14 protein-coding genes are annotated in these 15,821 nt (G+C 71.1%); 8 read left to right on the forward strand and 6 right to left on the reverse strand.

Annotated elements, in window-relative coordinates:
* Positions 1–211: 211 nt before the first annotated feature.
* Entirely contained in the window at positions 212–484 is a 273-nt protein-coding gene (locus AC1MGR_RS16635) for a PepSY domain-containing protein (RefSeq protein ID WP_108037297.1), read from the reverse strand.
* 238 nt (positions 485–722) lie between these two features.
* Between AC1MGR_RS16635 and AC1MGR_RS16640 the strand changes: the two genes are divergently transcribed.
* From AC1MGR_RS16640 to AC1MGR_RS16675, 8 genes are all read left to right on the forward strand, one after another.
* Positions 723–1,193 (forward strand): chemotaxis protein CheW, encoded by a 471-nt coding sequence (locus AC1MGR_RS16640; RefSeq protein ID WP_480234822.1) that lies wholly within the window; start codon positions 723–725, stop codon positions 1,191–1,193.
* A gap of 28 nt (positions 1,194–1,221) precedes the next feature.
* Positions 1,222–2,715, forward strand: coding sequence for a CheR family methyltransferase (locus AC1MGR_RS16645; RefSeq protein ID WP_480232302.1), 1,494 nt, complete (start codon positions 1,222–1,224; stop codon positions 2,713–2,715).
* Positions 2,712–3,257 carry a chemotaxis protein CheW gene (locus AC1MGR_RS16650; RefSeq protein ID WP_480232303.1) on the forward strand — a complete coding sequence of 182 codons (546 nt, stop codon included), beginning with the start codon at positions 2,712–2,714 and terminating at the stop codon, positions 3,255–3,257. Before AC1MGR_RS16645 ends, AC1MGR_RS16650 begins: the two co-directional genes overlap by 4 nt.
* Before the next feature lie 104 nt (positions 3,258–3,361).
* The gene (locus tag AC1MGR_RS16655; protein ID WP_480232304.1) at positions 3,362–5,032 is read left to right on the forward strand and encodes a methyl-accepting chemotaxis protein; all 1,671 of its coding nucleotides are present in this window, start codon (positions 3,362–3,364) and stop codon (positions 5,030–5,032) included.
* 132 nt (positions 5,033–5,164) lie between these two features.
* Positions 5,165–7,396, forward strand: coding sequence for a hybrid sensor histidine kinase/response regulator (locus AC1MGR_RS16660; RefSeq protein ID WP_480232305.1), 2,232 nt, complete (start codon positions 5,165–5,167; stop codon positions 7,394–7,396).
* 23 nt (positions 7,397–7,419) lie between these two features.
* Positions 7,420–8,493 carry a chemotaxis-specific protein-glutamate methyltransferase CheB gene (gene cheB / locus AC1MGR_RS16665; protein ID WP_480232306.1) on the forward strand — a complete coding sequence of 358 codons (1,074 nt, stop codon included), beginning with the start codon at positions 7,420–7,422 and terminating at the stop codon, positions 8,491–8,493.
* Positions 8,490–10,196, forward strand: coding sequence for a response regulator (locus AC1MGR_RS16670; protein WP_480232307.1), 1,707 nt, complete (start codon positions 8,490–8,492; stop codon positions 10,194–10,196). Before cheB ends, AC1MGR_RS16670 begins: the two co-directional genes overlap by 4 nt.
* Before the next feature lie 2 nt (positions 10,197–10,198).
* Positions 10,199–12,055 (forward strand): response regulator, encoded by a 1,857-nt coding sequence (locus AC1MGR_RS16675; protein WP_480232308.1) that lies wholly within the window; start codon positions 10,199–10,201, stop codon positions 12,053–12,055.
* Positions 12,056–12,129: 74 nt separating this feature from the next.
* On the opposite strand, the gene rplQ is transcribed toward AC1MGR_RS16675, so the two are convergent.
* The 5 genes from rplQ to rpsM all read right to left on the reverse strand — a co-directional run bounded on the left by rplQ (position 12,130) and on the right by rpsM (position 15,713).
* Positions 12,130–12,540, reverse strand: a complete 411-nt coding sequence (gene rplQ / locus AC1MGR_RS16680; protein ID WP_055949338.1) for a 50S ribosomal protein L17 — start codon at positions 12,538–12,540, stop codon at positions 12,130–12,132.
* A 192-nt stretch (positions 12,541–12,732) separates the two neighbouring features.
* Entirely contained in the window at positions 12,733–13,752 is a 1,020-nt protein-coding gene (locus AC1MGR_RS16685) for a DNA-directed RNA polymerase subunit alpha (protein WP_108037309.1), read from the reverse strand.
* 120 nt (positions 13,753–13,872) lie between these two features.
* Complete coding sequence (locus tag AC1MGR_RS16690) at positions 13,873–14,748, reverse strand: MBL fold metallo-hydrolase (protein WP_480232309.1); 876 nt, start codon at positions 14,746–14,748, stop codon at positions 13,873–13,875.
* Positions 14,749–14,792: 44 nt separating this feature from the next.
* A complete protein-coding gene (gene rpsK / locus AC1MGR_RS16695) occupies positions 14,793–15,182 on the reverse strand; it encodes a 30S ribosomal protein S11 (RefSeq protein ID WP_055949325.1) in 390 nt (129 codons plus the stop codon).
* Positions 15,183–15,344: 162 nt separating this feature from the next.
* Complete coding sequence (rpsM, locus tag AC1MGR_RS16700; protein ID WP_019904471.1) at positions 15,345–15,713, reverse strand: 30S ribosomal protein S13; 369 nt, start codon at positions 15,711–15,713, stop codon at positions 15,345–15,347.
* Positions 15,714–15,821 lie beyond the last annotated feature (108 nt).

The raw sequence follows: 15,821 nt of genomic DNA on the forward strand, positions 1-15,821 counted from the left end.
TCAGGTCCGCCCCGTCGGTGGCGCTTCCGTTACGATAAGGATGGCACGCATCGCGTCGTTGTCCGCCTCGTTCGTCCGCCCGACAGGGCGAATCGAAAATCGTGTGGGGTGTCTTACCGAAGGCAGCGACACCGGTCAACGCCGGGTCGCACGATCTTGCAGGTTCAGGCGTCGCACATCCCCAGACGACGGGCGCCGGATCCGGGCCGAATTACTCGACCGGAACTTCCCCAAGGATGGCGCCGGTCTTCGGGTCCGCGTCGAACCGCATGCGTCGTCCGTCCTTGATGCCCTCGCCGTCCCAGTGGCCGTCATCGGCTTCGAGTTTTGTGATCTCGCTGTAACCCGCACTCTTCAGGGCCTGCTTCGTCTGGGCCGGGGTCAGCCAATCGGCACCCGGAACCTCGGCGCGAGCAATCCCGGAGGCCGCGAAGAGAATGAGGGCCACGGCGGCGGTCCGAACGGAATGGGCGGGGCGGGACATGCACAAGCTCCTGAAGGACAGCCCCCGGTGGGCACAGGCGGGCGGGGTCAGACTCACTTAGGGCGGCTGGCCGGCTGCGCGAGGGCGTGCACCGGGCCGAGTCCACGGATTCGTGTTTGCCCCCCGCCGCATCGCCGTCCTATCAAGGCCAAGGTCCAAGGTTTGAAGTCGGATCGCGTCCGGTCCCCGCCGCCCACAAGGATCCCCGCCCCTGTCCGAGACCAGCGCTTTTCTCCTCCTGGACGTGGCGGGCGTCGCCTGCGCGTTAGCGCGGGCGTCGGTGAGCGAGGTGCTGCCGCTGCCGGACCTCCACGCGCCGCCGGCCGGGGGTGGGCCGCTCGCGGGCTTCCTCAATCTCGGCGGAACCCCGGTGCCCGTGGTCGATCTCGCCCGGCTCCTCGGCCTGCGCACGGACGCCGCGCACTGCGACACCGAAGAGGCCTACCGGCACATTCTCCTCGATGCGCCGCGGGGCACCGGTTTCCTGGTCGACCGCGTCGAGGACCTGATCACGGTCGAGGAGGTGGCGCTCCGCCCTGTCCCGGCGGAGCGGACCCTCAACGGCTGCGTCGTCGCCGAGATCGCCCGGGACGACGGGCTGGTCCACGTGCTCGGCCTGGACCATCTCCTGACGGCAGAGGAGCGGGCGCGCCTGTCGGCCCTGACGGATGCGGCGGCCGAGCGCCTCGCCACCCTGCCGGCCGCCTGACCCGGCCGCCATCCCGCATGCTGCGCCCATGACGCGTCCGCCGCGCTCCGGTCTGGAGGTCGATCCGGGTTTTCCGGCCCTCAAGGCCCGGATCATCGCCCGCACCGGCCATCATTACTACGCCGACAAGGACGATCTCCTGTTCGACCGCCTGCGCAAGCGCTTCCGGGCGCTCGGCCTCGCGGATGCGACGGCCTACGCCGCCTGCCTCGACGACCGCCTGACCGGCGGGCCGGAATGGGCGGCGCTGGAGGCGGAAATCACCATCGGCGAGACTTTCTTCTTCCGCTACGCCGAGCAGTTCGCGGCCCTGCGTACCACGATCCTGCCCGCACTGATCGCTGCCCGTGCCCCCGAGCGCACGCTGCGGGTCTGGAGCGCCGGATGCTCCACCGGGGCCGAGCCCTACTCGATCGCCATTCTGCTGCACGAACTCCTCGGAACCGCCCTGCCCGAGTGGCGGGTCTCGATCCTCGGCACCGATATCAGCACCGCGGCCCTCGAGACCGCGCGGGCGGGGATCTACGGACGCTGGGCCCTGCGGACCCTGCCGCCGGGCGAGCGCCTGCGCTACTTCGTGCCGGGCCCGGCCGTCGCGGGACCGGGCCGCGACGGCACCTTTGCCCTGCGCCCGGAATTCCGCCGGATGGTGCGCTTCGAGCGGCGCAACCTGATGGACCTCCTCGACGGGCGGGCCGCGCCGCCCCTGCCGGAGTTCGACCTCATCCTCTGTCGCAACGTGCTCATCTACTTCGAGGCCGACACCGTTCTCGGCATCGTGCGCGCCCTCGGCCGGCGCCTGACCCCGGAGGGCTGGCTCCTGATCGGGCATGCCGAGCCCAACCCGGCCATCGCGGCGATGCTGGAGCCCGTGAACCTGCCCGGAACGGTCGCTTATCGGCCACGGGGCGCGAATCCTCCGGTCGTTCCGCCGACGGCCTGGATGCCGGAATTCGTCCCCGAGCCCGCCCCCGTCGCCGCGCGCGTGCCTGCCCTCGGCCCGCCGGAGGCGGCCGAGCCCGGTTCGTCCGGAACAGGGCTGCTGGACGCGACCTTGTTTGCCACCACCGAGGTCCACGGCACCGCGGCCGTCGAATCCCCGGACTATTCGGGAGGATCGGACCATCTCAGCCGCATCCGGGCCCTAGCCGATGCGGGCGAGACTGCGGAGGCCTGGCGGGCGGTCCGGGTCGCGCTTCGCGCTGCGCCGACCGATCCGGTCCTGCACTACTATGACGGCCTCCTCGCCCACAGCCTGGGGCGCGAGGCCGAGGCCGAGCGAGCCTGGCGGGGGGCGCTCTACCTCGACCGCGCCTTCGTGATGGCGCATTACCAGCTCGGCCTGCTGATGATCGGTCTCGGCCGGCGCGCGGACGCGGTGCGGGCCCTCGACAACGCGATCCGTCTGGCCCAATCCCTGGCGCCGGATGCATTGGTGGCCGAGGGCGACGGGCTCGGCCCCCATGAGATCGCGCGCAGCGCCGCCCTGGCCCGTGCCGGCGTGACAGGAGAAGGGCCGTGACGCAGACCCGGGCCGAAGCCCCCGCCGCCCGCCTGCAGGCCCTGCGCGCCGAACGCTCCCATCTGCTCGCCCGGCGGGGACGGGGGATGGCGGAGGCCACCGGGCCGACGCGGGCCTTCCTCGTCTGCGCCTGTGGCGACGACCGCTTCGCCCTCGCCCTCGCCCAGGTGGCCCAGGTGCTGCCGGCTCGGCCGGTGACCCCCCTGCCAGGCGCCCCGGCGGCAATTCTCGGGCTCATCGCCATCTCCGGTCGCGTCGTCAGCCTGATCGCTCTCGCCCGCGCCCTCGGACGCGGCGCCTCCGCGAGCGACGAGGGCCACGTGGTCCTCCTCCGGGGGGCGGGGGTTCCGGTCGCCCTCGCCGTCGACCGCGTCCTCGGCGTGGCCGAGATCGCCGAGGCGGCGGACGTTCCAGCCCTCGCCGGGGCGGGTTTGAGCACGGAGGCGGTTTCGGGCTATGCCCCGCCCGGCGCCGGACCGGATGGGGAACCCGGGTTCGTCGTCGTCGATCTGCCGCGCCTGCTGCGCCGGTACCTGCCGTGACCGTCCCCGCCCCGACACCGCTCCGGCGGTGAGACCACGCGTGCTGCCAAGGCCCGGGCGCCCTGCCCCGGCCTCGGACGATTTCCCGAAGCCTGGAGCCCCTCGTGTCGATCTCGATCGGAAAACGCATCCTCCTCGGCTTCGTCGCCATCACCATCGTCATCGTGGCGCTCGGCTTCTACGCCCTCGGGCAGATCGGCGTGGTGCGCGACACGACCGACGGCATCGTCACCCGCGACCTCACGGTGGCGCGCCAGCTCGACGATCTCGCCAACAAGGCCCGCGACATGGGCCTCCAGCGCCGCAACGCGATCATCGCGCTGCTGATGCGGGCGCGAGGCGGCCCGGAGCGGGATGACGGCTCCGCCTCCTGGCGCCGGTCCGCCACCGAGGCCGAGGCAATCCTCGCCGAACTCGTGCGCGCGACGGACGGCTACCGGGCCCGGTCGGTCTCCGAAGAGCGCAGCCTCGCCTGGCGCAAGGTGAACGCCGTCGCCATCGAGGCCGTGGCCGAACTGCGCGAGCTGCGCAGCGCGAGCGAGGCGCAGCTCGCCTCGATCGCCGCCAAGGACGTGGACGGGGTCGAGGCCCGCAACGAGGCGCTGAACCGAAGCCAGGAGATGTTCCTCAGCGACATCGACCGCACCCGCAGCGCCCTCGACGAGGGCATCGCCGCTGGCCAGCGCAGCGTCGCCGACCTCTACGAGCGCAGCCGCCTCTCCATCCTGCTCACGCTGGGCGCCTGCATCGTTCTCAGCATTCTCATCACCCTGCTGATCAGCCGGGCCGTGGTGCGGCCCCTCGAGGAGGTGATGGCCTTCGCGGAGCGGGTCGGCGAGGGCGACCTCTCGGGAACCCTCGAGGCGCGGGGCAAGGACGAGATCGGCCGTCTCGGACGTACCCTCAACCGTATGGTGGCCGGCCTCGCCGACCTCGCCCGGACCAACCGGGTCGCCACCTCCGACCTCAATGCGGCGGCGGCCGAGATCCGCGCCTCCGCCCAGGAACAGGCGGCCAGCGTCGAGGAACAGTTCGCCGCCGTGCAGGAAACCGCCGCCACGGTCGACGAGATCACCCATTCCGGCGCGCAGATCGGAAAGCGGGCCGGCGAGGTTATCGCCACGGCGCAGTCGACGGCCCAGACCTCCCGCGCCGGCCTGCGCGCGGTGGCGGATACCGCCCGGGCCATGGATTCGATCCGGGAGCAGGCCGAGGCGGTGGCCGGCAACATCGTCGCCCTCTCCGAGAAGACCCAGGCGATCGGCGACATCATCACCACCGTCAATGACATCTCGGAGCGGACCCACCTCCTGGCCCTGAACGCCGCCATCGAGGCGGCGGCAGCCGGCGAGAGCGGGCGCAGCTTCGCGGTGGTCGCCTCGGAGATGAAGCTCCTGGCCGACCAGGCCAAGGCGGCCACCGGTCAGGTCCGGACGATCCTCGGCGAGATCCAGCGCGGCATCAACACTTCGGTCATGCTCACCGAGGAGGCGGTCAAGCGCGCGGCCACGGGCAAGGCCCGCTCCGACACCACCCAGCGGACTATCGAGGAGATCACCGCCCGGGTCGAGGAGAGCGTCCAGACCTTCCAGCAGATCGTCGCCTCGACGAATCAACAGCAGCTCGGCATCGAGCAGGTGATGGGCGCCCTGCAGAACATCCGGCAGGCGAGCCAGCAGACGGCGGCCGGCACCCGCGAGGTCGAGGCGGCCTCCGCCAATCTTACCGAACTCGCCCAGGCCCTGATGACGCTCGCCGAGCGCTACCGGCACTGACAGGGTAATTGACAAGGAATTCGCGCTTCCGGGTCCTCCGGTTTCGCGAAAAACGCATGATGGACGAATGGCTTCGCGCGGGTTCCGGACGTTCGGATCCCGACGCAACCCTGGGGCGGCCTTAGGCGACGGATGGACATTCGCCAGCTTCTACTCGCGGCGTTCGAGGTCGAGCACCGCGAACACATCGACGCGATCCGCTCCGCTCTCGGGGACGAGGACGGCGAGCGCGCGCCCGACTGGAACGACGTGTTCCGGCGCGCGCACAGCCTCAAGGGAGCATCCCGGGCCGTCGACTTGCCGGCGGTGGAGGCCGTCGCCCATCGCCTGGAGACCCTGTTCGAGCGCGTGGTGGCGCAGGAAGGCGGGCTCCCTCGTACCGCCACCGCCGCCGTGCACCTCGCCCTCGACCGGATCGAGGCCTACGTCGCAGGGCTGACCGACGGGGCGGGGCCGGACATGCCGGCCGATGCCCTCGCGGCGCTGGATCGCGCCCTGGATCCGCAGGCTGCCGCGCCATCCGAGACGGACCGGGTGCCGGACCCGGTCGCAGCCGCGGGGCCGGCCGCTGCCTCTGTTCCGCCGACCGCTCCGGATCCGAAACCCGTACCGCCCGAGGCTCCGGCCGAGGTCGCCCAGACACTCCTGCGGGTACCCGCGGACGCGGTCGAAGCGCTGACTCGGGCCACGCACGAGTTGGCCAGCGCCCTCGGGGGCGAAGCCGTCCTGGCCGAGGGCATCGCCCGCCTGGGCCGCCGGGCCGCCGACCTCGCCCGCCTCGCGGAGCGCCGGCGCGGCGCCACTGGATCGGAACCGCAGGGTGATGCGCGGGCGCTGGAGACCGGGCTTCTTGCCCTGGCGCGCGACGCCGCCGACCTCGCGCGGGTTCGCAGCGCCCTCGCGTCTTCGGTCGAGGGCGCCATGACCCGGGTCGCCGGCGAGGCCGAGCGCCTCGCCTTGGTCCCGGCCGAGACCGCCTTCGGGGGCTTCGCGCGGGCCCTGCGCGAGCATGCACGCGAGGCGGACCGCGCCATCACGGTGACCGCGCGCGGCCTGGACCTGCCGGTCGATCGCGGGATGCTCCAAGTCCTCAAGGACCCCGTCCTGCACGCCCTGCGCAACGCCCTGAGCCACGGCGCCGAACCCCCGGAGACACGCCGACGCCTCGGCAAGCCGGACGCCCTGGCCATCGGCCTCGACGTCGAGGTCCAGGGGGGACGCCTGGTCGTCCGGGTCCACGATGACGGCCGCGGGCCGGACCTCGCCGCCATCGCCGAAACCGCACGGCGCCGGGGCCTGCTCGCGGCCGACGCCGATCCCGGGCCCGAAGCGCTCCTCGCCCTGGTCTTCGAGCCCGGCTTCTCCACTGCCTCCGCCGTCGACACCCTCTCGGGACGCGGCATCGGTCTCTCGGTGGTGGCGGATGCGGCGCGCCGGCTCGGCGGCACGGTTCGCCTCCTGCCACGCCACCCCTTCGGCACCGAACTCGTCATGGCGCTGCCGCTCTCGGCCGCCCGCCGGGCGATGCTCCTCGTCCGCGCCGGCGGGATCACCTACGCGATCCCGAGTGCTTCGGCCGAGCGCCTGCTGCGCCTGGATCGCGGCGACCTGGCGCAGGTCATGGGTCGCACCGTGGCGAAGGTGGAGATCGGCGGCGGCTCCGTCAGCGTGCCGGTGCTGGATCTGGCGAGCCTTCTCGGCCTGCCGGATCGTGCGGAGGAGGCTGGGGCCACCTGCCCGGCGATCCTGCTCCGCGGCCACGGGCGCCGGTGCGTCCTGGCCGTGGATACACTGTCGGACGTGACGACGTTGCGCGTTCTGCCGGCCCCGCCGATCGGGACCGATCCGCGGCTGATCACCGGGACCGTGATCCTCCCGGGGGACCGGCCCGCCCTGGTCCTCGATGCCGAGGGGCTGGTCGCACGGGCGGCCGAGGCTGGGTCGGTCGCGGCACCGCAACCCACCGGGAGCCGCGGAACGATCGCGCAGGCGCCACGTTCGACGATCCTCGTAGTGGACGATTCCATCACCACGCGAACCTTGGAGAAGGGTATCTTGGAAGCGGCGGGATACCGCGTCGTCGTCTGCGTCGACGGCCAGGATGCACTCGACCGCCTGCGGGCGGGCATTGAACCCGTGGATCTCGTCGTCGCCGACGTGGAGATGCCGCGTCTCGACGGATTCGGGCTCCTGAAGGCCCTGCGTGCCGAGGAAGCCTTCGCGACGCTGCCGATCATCCTGATGACCTCGCGCGGCGATGCCGAGGATGTGGCCCGCGGCCTCGACCTTGGGGCGGACGCCTACCTGACGAAGCAGACCTTCGACCAGCGCAAGCTCCTCGACACCATCGGGCAATTGCTGTGAGCGGACACGAGCGGGACGAAACGATGCCGGAAGCGCCCGCGCGGGTGCGGGTGATGCTGGTCGAGGATTCCCTCGTGGTCCGCCAGCTCCTCATCCACATCGTCGGCCGGGATCCGCGCCTGGAAGTAGTGGCGGCCGTGGCCTCCGGCGAGGAGGCGCTGACGACGATCGGCCAGGTCCGCCCGGACGTCGTCTCGATGGATATCCGCCTGCCCGGCATCGACGGACTGGAGACGACCCGGCGGATCATGGCCGAGCGGCCGACGCCCATCGTCGTCATTGCCGACGCCATCGAGGATTCGTCCCTGCGGATCTCCATGAACGCCCTGCGGGCCGGGGCGCTCTCGGTGGTCGAGAAGCCGGTGGCCACCACCAATGCCGGCTACGACGCCGCCGCCAGCGAGATCTGCACGCAATTGCGCATCATGGCCGCCGTTCCGGTTATCCGGCGCCGGCCGATCGGGTCGGAATGGGCCGGTCGCGTCGCCACGCCGCCACCGGTGGCGGCCGCCCTCAAGGTGCCTGAATCCGCCAGCGTGCTGGCGATCGCGGCCTCGACCGGCGGGCCGCCGGCCCTCGCCCGGGTCATCGGAGCGCTGCCGGCCGGTTTCCCCCTTCCGGTTCTGGTCGTCCAGCACATGGGTCCCGCCTTCATGGAGGGCTTCGCCACCTGGTTGAACGGAGTCGTCGGACTGCCGGTCGCCCTGGCCCGCGAGGGGGAGCGGGCCGAGGCCGGCCGCGTCTACGTGGCGCCGGGGGACCGGCACCTCGAGCTCGGCGGCGGCGGCCACCTGCGCATCACCGATGCCGCTCCCGTGGGCGGCCAACGCCCGGCTGCGACCGCCCTGTTCCGCTCGGTCGCCCGGCATGCCGGTGCGCGCGGCATCGGTGTCCTGCTCACCGGGATGGGCGAGGACGGGGCCGTCGGCCTCCTCGACATGCGCCGGGCCGGGGGGCTCACCGTCGCGGAGGACGAGAGCACCGCGGTGGTGTTCGGCATGCCGGCCGCCGCGATCCGCCTCGCGGCGGCCGGTACCGTGCTGCCCCTGGACCGGATCGCCGCCCACCTGACCCGCGTGGCGGAGGCCGCGCCGTGACCGAGGCTCCTGCGCCCCGCCTCCTCCTCGTCGAGGATTCCGAGACCCAGGCCCTGGAATTGCGGCTCCTGCTCGAATCAAAGGGCTTCGCGGTGGAGCGCTGCGCCACCGCCGAGGCGGCCCTCGACCACCTGAACACCCGCCTGCCCGACCTCGTGGTGGCGGACCACCATCTTCCGGGCATGAATGGCGACGAGTTCGCCCGCCAGCTCCGGCTCTCCCTCCGCACCCGCGCCCTGCCCCTCCTGATGCTCACCGGCGCCCGCGACGGCGAGCGCCAGGGCCTGGAGAGCGGCGCCGACGCCTACGTGGCGAAATCCGCCGATCGCGATCTGCTCGTCCTGCGCATCCGGGCTCTCCTGCGCGAGCGCATGGGGGGCAGCGATGGGCCGGGCATCTCCGCCTTCCGGCGGGGACGCGTGCTCGTGGTCGATGCCAGTGCCACCTACCGCACCTTCCTCGCCGGCCTCCTCGCCCATGAGGGCCAGGAGGTCACCACCGCGGACAGCCACGCGGCCGCCGTCGCGGCCCTGGAGGCGGACGGCGCTGCCTTCGACTGCGTGACGATCGACCTCCTCGCCACGACCTACGACGGGCTCGCGCTCTGCCGGGCGATCAGCGATCACCGCAATGCCGGGCTCGCGGGCCGGGAGGCCGGCGCCCCGACCTTTCAGGTGGTGGGCATCGCCGGCTCCAACCCGGCCAAGGACTTCCTCGTGGAGGCCTTCGCCGCGGGTGCCGACGACGTGGTCTCGAAATCCGACGGCGAGATCCTGGTGATGCGGGTGCGCAGCCTCGTGCGCCGCAAACTCCTGGAGGAGGACAACCGCCGCATCGCGGGTGAATTCGGAGCCCGCGAGCGGGCCCTGGAGCGGGCCCGGGCCGAGGCCGAGGCGGCGGAGGCGCGCGCAGCCCTGGCCGGGGCCCTGGAGCAGGCCAATGCGGACCTCGCCACCGCCAATCGCAAGCTCACCGACGCCCAGGCCAAGCTCGTCCAGGCCGCCAAGATGGCCTCCCTCGGCGAGTTGGTGGCGGGCATCGCCCACGAGATCAACAATCCCCTCGCCTTCATCCTCGCCCATCAGGGCACGGTGGAGCGCATCCTCGGCGAGGTCGCAGCGGCGCCGGACTCACCCGACAGCCCGCGCCGGCTCAAGAAGTGCGGCGACCGCGTCGGTGCCATGCGGATGGGCCTGACCCGCATCCAGGACCTCGTCCTCAACCTCCGCAAGTTCTCCCGGCTCGACGAGGGCGAGCGCACCCTGGTGCACGTGCCCGAGGCGATCGAGACGGTGCTCGCGCTGATCCAGCACAAGCTCGGCGACCGGATCGCGGTGATGCGGGATTTCGCCGGCCGGCCGGAAATCCACTGCACGCCGGCGCTCCTGAACCAGGTCGTCATGAACATCCTCGGCAACGCCGCGGACGCGATGCCCGAATCCGGCACCATCACCATCGAGACGCGCAGTCTCCCCGACACCGACATCATCCGGATCAGCGACACCGGCCCCGGCATCCCGGAAACGCTGAGGGAGAAGATCTTCGAACCGTTCTTCACCACGAAACCCGTCGGCTCGGGGACAGGTCTCGGCCTCGCGATTGCCTACAGTGTCGTGCAGGCGCATAGCGGCACGCTCAGCGTCGAGGCCGCTCCCGGAGGTGGGGCCTGTTTCGTGATCGGCATTCCACGGCAGACGGGTTGACCATGTCACAGGGCACGATCCTCGCCGTCGACGACGAACCGGACATCCTCATCGCCCTCGAGGACCTGTTCGAGGACCAGTACCGCGTTCTCACTACGACGAAGCCGGCCGAGGCGCTGCAGATCCTCGCCGCGAACCCGGACATCGCCGTCATCCTGTCGGACCAGCGCATGCCGGGCATGACCGGCGACGCCATGCTGGCCGAGGCGCGCAAGCTCCACGACGCCCAGGCCATCCTGCTCACCGGCTACGCCGACATGAGCGCGGTGGTGGCGGCCCTGAACCAGGGCGGCATCACCGGCTACGCCACCAAGCCCTGGGACGCGAACCTGCTGCGCAACACCGTGCGCCAGGCCTACGAGCGCCACCAGCTCGGGCGGGACCTCGCCACCGAGCGGGCGCTCCTGCGCGGCCTCCTCGACAATGCCGAGGATGCCATCTCCTTCAAGGATGCCGAGGGCTGCTTCGTGCGCCTCAACGCCCGCAAGGCCACCGGTCTCGGCGGCGACGTCGCCGGCTGCCTCGGACGCACCGAGGAGGCGATCCTGGGCGACGGCGCGGCGATCCGCAGCGCGGATGCCGCCGCCATCGCGGCCGGCGAGCCGAGCGACAGCCTTGTGGCCGAGGGCGCGACCGGGGCCGAGCGCTGGCGCCACGTCACCCGTGTGCCGATCCGCGACGGGGCGGGCGAGATCACCCATCTCGCCACCATCGAGCGCGACGTCACCGACCAGAAGTCCCTGGAGGCGCGCCTGCGCCAGTCGGACAAGATGCAGGCCCTGGGGACCCTGGCCGGCGGCATCGCCCATGACTTCAACAACCTGCTGATGGCGATCCTCGGCAGCCTCGAGCTCGTGGCGCCGAAGGTCGCCGACCAGCCGCGGGTCCAGCGCCTCGTCGGCAATGCGATGCAGGCGGCTCAGCGCGGCGCCTCCCTGACCAAGCGACTCCTCAGCTTCAGCCGCTCCCGCGACCTGCGCCCCCGCGCCGTCGACGTGAACGGGCTCATCACCGGGATGCACGACCTCCTTGCGGGCAGCCTCGGCGGCCTCGTCACCGTCGAGACGATCCTCGCCCCGGAGGCGCCGGCCGCCTGCGTCGACCCGGACCAGCTCGAACTCGCGATCCTGAACCTGTGCATCAATGCCCGCGACGCCATGCCGGAGGGCGGCCGGATCGTTGTCGCCACCCACACCCTTGCCCTGGACGATGATCCGGACCTGCCGGCCGGCGCCTACCTGTCGGTCGAGATCACCGATTCGGGCAGCGGCATCGCCCCGGAGATCCTCGCCCGGGTCTGCGAGCCGTTCTTCACCACCAAGGCGGTGGGCCAGGGTACGGGCCTCGGCCTCGCCATGGTCTTCGGCCTCGCTCAGCAATCCCACGGGCGCCTGCGCATCGAGAGCGCCCCGGGGGAAGGCACCCGCGTCCAGATCATCCTGCCGCGGGTCGAAGCGGCCGGCCCCGAGGAGATCGCGGTGCCCGGCGCCGCAACGCCGGCCGCCCGAGCCGCCCGCATCCTCGTCGTCGACGACGACCCGGAGGTCCGGCACGTGACGGCCTCGTTCCTGTCGAGCTTCGGCTACAGCGAGCGCGAGGCCAGCGACGGCTCGTCCGCCCTGTCGCTGATGGAACAGGGGACCTTCGACCTCGTGGTCGCCGACCTGGCGATGCCGGGCATGACCGGGGTCGAGTTCGCCGAGATCGTGCGCGCGCGCTGGTCCGACGTGCCCGTGCTGATCGTCACCGGCCACGCCGAGGCGATTCCGATCCCGGCCGACCTGCCCGTGCTGCGCAAGCCCTTCGAATCGGCCGATCTCGCGGCGGAGGTCTCGCGTCTCCTCGATCGGGCCGCCTGAAGCGCAGGCGCGCTCCGGGCAACAAAAAAGGCGGCCCGGAGGCCGCCTTCTGCATCATTGCTCGGAGCCGTGGCTTACGCCGCGTCGTCCACCAGCACGGGGCCGGAATCCTTGCCGCGCGCGTCGACGTCACGGTCGACGAACTCGATCACCGCCAGGGGGGCGTTGTCGCCGTAGCGGAAGCCGGCCTTCATGATGCGGCAGTAGCCGCCCGGACGGGTGTTGTAGCGCGGGCCGATCACGGCGAAGAGCTTGCGAACCATGGCCTCGTCGCGGATCTGCGACATGGCGAGGCGGCGAGCATGCAGGCTGTCGGTCTTGCCGAGGGTGATCAGCTTCTCGATGACCGGACGCAGGTCCTTGGCCTTCGGCAGGGTGGTGACGATCTGCTCGTGCTTGATCAGCGCGGCCGACATGTTGGCGAACATCGCCTTGCGGTGCTCGGTGGTGCGGTTGAAACGACGACCGCGAAATCCATGACGCATGATGGCTGTCCTTGGTTGATGGCCGCCGTGCCACGGTACGGCCAAGCGCCCCTCCGAATCGGTCTTCGAGGCTGTTCATTCCGCATGACCCCGCGGCGGGATTCCGTATGTCGCGAGACCGGCCGGGGCCGGCCTCGATTCAGGCCGACATCCCGGGGAACCGAAGGCGGACCCGGGATGCGATTGGCTTGCCTAGTAGTGCTCTTCGAAGCGCTTGGCGAGGTCCTCGATGTTCTCCGGCGGCCAGCCGGGGATGTCCATGCCGAGGTGGAGGCCCATCGCCGCGAGGACTTCCTTGATCTCGTTGAGCGACTTGCGGCCGAAGTTCGGGGTGCGCAGCATCTCGCCCTCGGACTTCTGGATGAGGTCGCCGATGTAGACGATGTTGTCGTTCTTCAGGCAGTTCGCCGAACGCACGGAGAGCTCGAGCTCGTCGACCTTCTTGAGCAGGGCCGGGTTGAAGGGGAGCTGCGGCGCGAGCGGCTGCGCCTCCTCCTTGCGGGGCTCCTCGAAGTTCACGAACACCTGGAGCTGGTCCTGGATGATGCGCGCGGCGTAGGCCAGGGCATCCTCCGGCGACACGGCGCCGTTGGTCTCGATCGTCATCGTCAGCTTGTCCTTGTCGAGATCCTGGCCCTCGCGGGTGGTCTCGATGCGGTAGGACACCTTGGTGACGGGGGAGAACAGCGCGTCCACCGGGATCAGGCCGATCGGTGCGTCCTCGGGACGGTTGCGCTCGGCCGGGACGTAGCCCTTGCCGGTGGCGACCGTGAATTCCATCCGGATCTCGGCGCCGTCGTCCAGCGTGCAGATCACGAGGTCGGGGTTGAGGATCTGGACATCGCCCACCGTGCCGATGTCGCCGGCGGTGACGATACCGGGGCCGGTCTTGCGCAGGGTCAGGCGCTTGGGAGCGTCGGTCTGCGAGCGGATGGCGATGGTCTTGATGTTGAGGACGATGTCGGTGACGTCCTCGCGCACGCCGGGGATCGACGAGAATTCATGCAGCACGCCGTCGATCTGCACCGACGTCACGGCCGCGCCCTGGAGCGAGGACAGCAGCACGCGGCGCAGGGAGTTGCCGAGCGTGGTGCCGAAGCCGCGCTCGAGGGGCTCGGCGACGACGGTGGCGACCCGCTTGGGGTCGTGCCCGGTCGAGACCTGGAGCTTGTTCGGCTTGATGAGCTCTTGCCAGTTCTTCTGAATGACCACGATGCTACCTCTCGCAAGATCGGCGCGGGCCACTTGGGTGGTCCACGCATTGCCCGTCGACACCGCGCCATCGGCGCCCGGCGGGCTGGAAACTGTTGCGTCCGCGTCAGGCGCGGACCGTTACTGGGCCGCGACCCACAGTTCCGGGACGAAACTGTAGGCGGACCCGTCCCGGGCGACGTAGCCCAGGGCCGGAAACTCCAGATGGGCGCCCGCCACGAAGGTCCGGTCGGACGCGACGGCGTCGAGCATCCGGCGACGCACGGCGCGTGCCTGATCCCCGTCGACGTCGAAGACCATACCGGCTTCCGGCTGCTTGAACTGGATCGCCGGCAGGTGAACGATGTCCGCCCACATCAAAAGCGACGCGTCGCCCGAGGTGATGCGGTAACCGGTATGCCCCGGCGTGTGCCCCGGCAGCGGGACCGCCTCGATCCCCGGGGCCACGCTGCCGCCGGAGACCGTGCGGAGGCGGCCGCCATAGGGTGCCGTCGCCTGGCGGGCCATCTCGAAATATGGCTTGGCGCCCTCGGGCGCCCGCGACAGGGCGCCGTCGTCGAGCCAGTGCGCGGCCTCGTCGGCATGCACCACGAGCTCGGCATTCGGGTAGGCCGCGGCGCCGTCATCCGTGATCAGGCCGCCGGCATGGTCGGGATGCAGATGTGTCAGCAGGACGGTCTCGATGCTCTCCGGCGCGACGCCGGCCGCCGCGAGGGCGGCCGGAACGCGGCCCAGGGACCGGCCACCGAAATGCCCCATCCCGCTGTCGATGAGGAGCGGCTTGCGCCCGGGACCCGTGATCAGGAACGCGTTGAGCGTGATCCGGGGATCCTGCGCGCGAAAGCCGGCGGCCTGTAGGGCGCCGGCCTCCGAGCGATCGATCCCGGTGACGAGATCCAGCGACCCCTGGAGGTAGCCGTCGTTCATCACCGTGATCGTCAGATCACCCAAGCTCCACCGCAGCACACCCGGAAGCGGATTCTGAGCATTCGACACGCGCGTCTCCGTGACAGGCCCCAAAGGTTCGCGACGGCGTCCGCTCAGACGCGACGACGCTTGCGCGGACGGCAGCCGTTGTGCGGGATCGAGGTCACGTCGCGGATCGACGTCACGGTGAAGCCGGCGGCCTGGAGCGCGCGCAGGGCCGACTCACGACCCGAACCCGGACCGGAGACCTCGACCTCGAGGGTGCGCATGCCGTGCTCGGCAGCCTTGCGGGCGGCGTCCTCGGCCGCGACCTGGGCGGCGTACGGGGTCGACTTGCGCGAGCCCTTGAAGCCCATGGCGCCGGCGGACGACCACGAGATGGTGTTGCCCTGGGCGTCGGTGATGGTGACCATCGTGTTGTTGAACGACGCGTTCACGTGCGCGACGCCCGAGACGATGTTCTTGCGTTCGCGGCGACGGACGCGGGTGGTTTCCTTGGCCATGTGTACTTTCGTCCTTCAGGCGCGCCCGTCATTCCAGGCGCTCGGGAGTCTTCTGGTGTCGGCGGCCGGATCCGGATGGGTCGGCCGCCCCGCCGGGCCCGTGCGGGGCCCCGACGACGCGAAGGGGAGGCCGGGTCGAACCCGGCCTCCCAATGGAAAACCTTACTTCTTCTTGCCGGCGATCGGCTTGGACTTGCCCTTGCGGGTGCGCGCGTTGGTGTGCGTGCGCTGGCCGCGGACCGGCAGGTTGCGGCGATGGCGCAGGCCGCGGTAGCAGCCGAGATCCATCAGGCGCTTGATGTTCATCGAGACTTCGCGGCGCAGGTCGCCCTCGACGATGTAGTCGCGGTCGATGGTCTCGCGGATCGACAGAACCTCGGCATCGGTCAACTGGTTGACGCGACGCTCGGCCGGGATCCCGACCTTGCCGGTGATCTCCTCGGCCTTCTTGGGGCCGATGCCGTGGATGTACTGCAGCGCGATGACGACGCGCTTGTTGGTCGGGATGTTAACGCCAGCGATACGAGCCAAGGTGTCTCTCCATGGGGCGCCGGACCTGAGGCCGGGCCGGGTGTCACGCGCGTCCGGTGGAGACCGGCCCCTGCGCGCCGTCCAAAACGACAAATCGGCCCGCATCGG

Source organism: Methylobacterium sp. BI1, from assembly GCF_056680125.1.

Excerpts from the sequence above, each read along its gene's own strand:
- AC1MGR_RS16635 (WP_108037297.1), bottom strand. The coding sequence starts at position 484 with ATGTCCCGCCCCGCCCATTCCGTTCGGACCGCCGCCGTGGCCCTCATT.
- AC1MGR_RS16645 (WP_480232302.1), top strand. The coding sequence starts at position 1,222 with ATGACGCGTCCGCCGCGCTCCGGTCTGGAGGTCGATCCGGGTTTTCCG.
- AC1MGR_RS16660 (WP_480232305.1), top strand. The coding sequence starts at position 5,165 with ATGGACATTCGCCAGCTTCTACTCGCGGCGTTCGAGGTCGAGCACCGC.
- cheB (WP_480232306.1), top strand. The coding sequence starts at position 7,420 with ATGCCGGAAGCGCCCGCGCGGGTGCGGGTGATGCTGGTCGAGGATTCC.
- AC1MGR_RS16675 (WP_480232308.1), top strand. The coding sequence starts at position 10,199 with ATGTCACAGGGCACGATCCTCGCCGTCGACGACGAACCGGACATCCTC.
- rplQ (WP_055949338.1), bottom strand. The coding sequence starts at position 12,540 with ATGCGTCATGGATTTCGCGGTCGTCGTTTCAACCGCACCACCGAGCAC.
- rpsK (WP_055949325.1), bottom strand. The coding sequence starts at position 15,182 with ATGGCCAAGGAAACCACCCGCGTCCGTCGCCGCGAACGCAAGAACATC.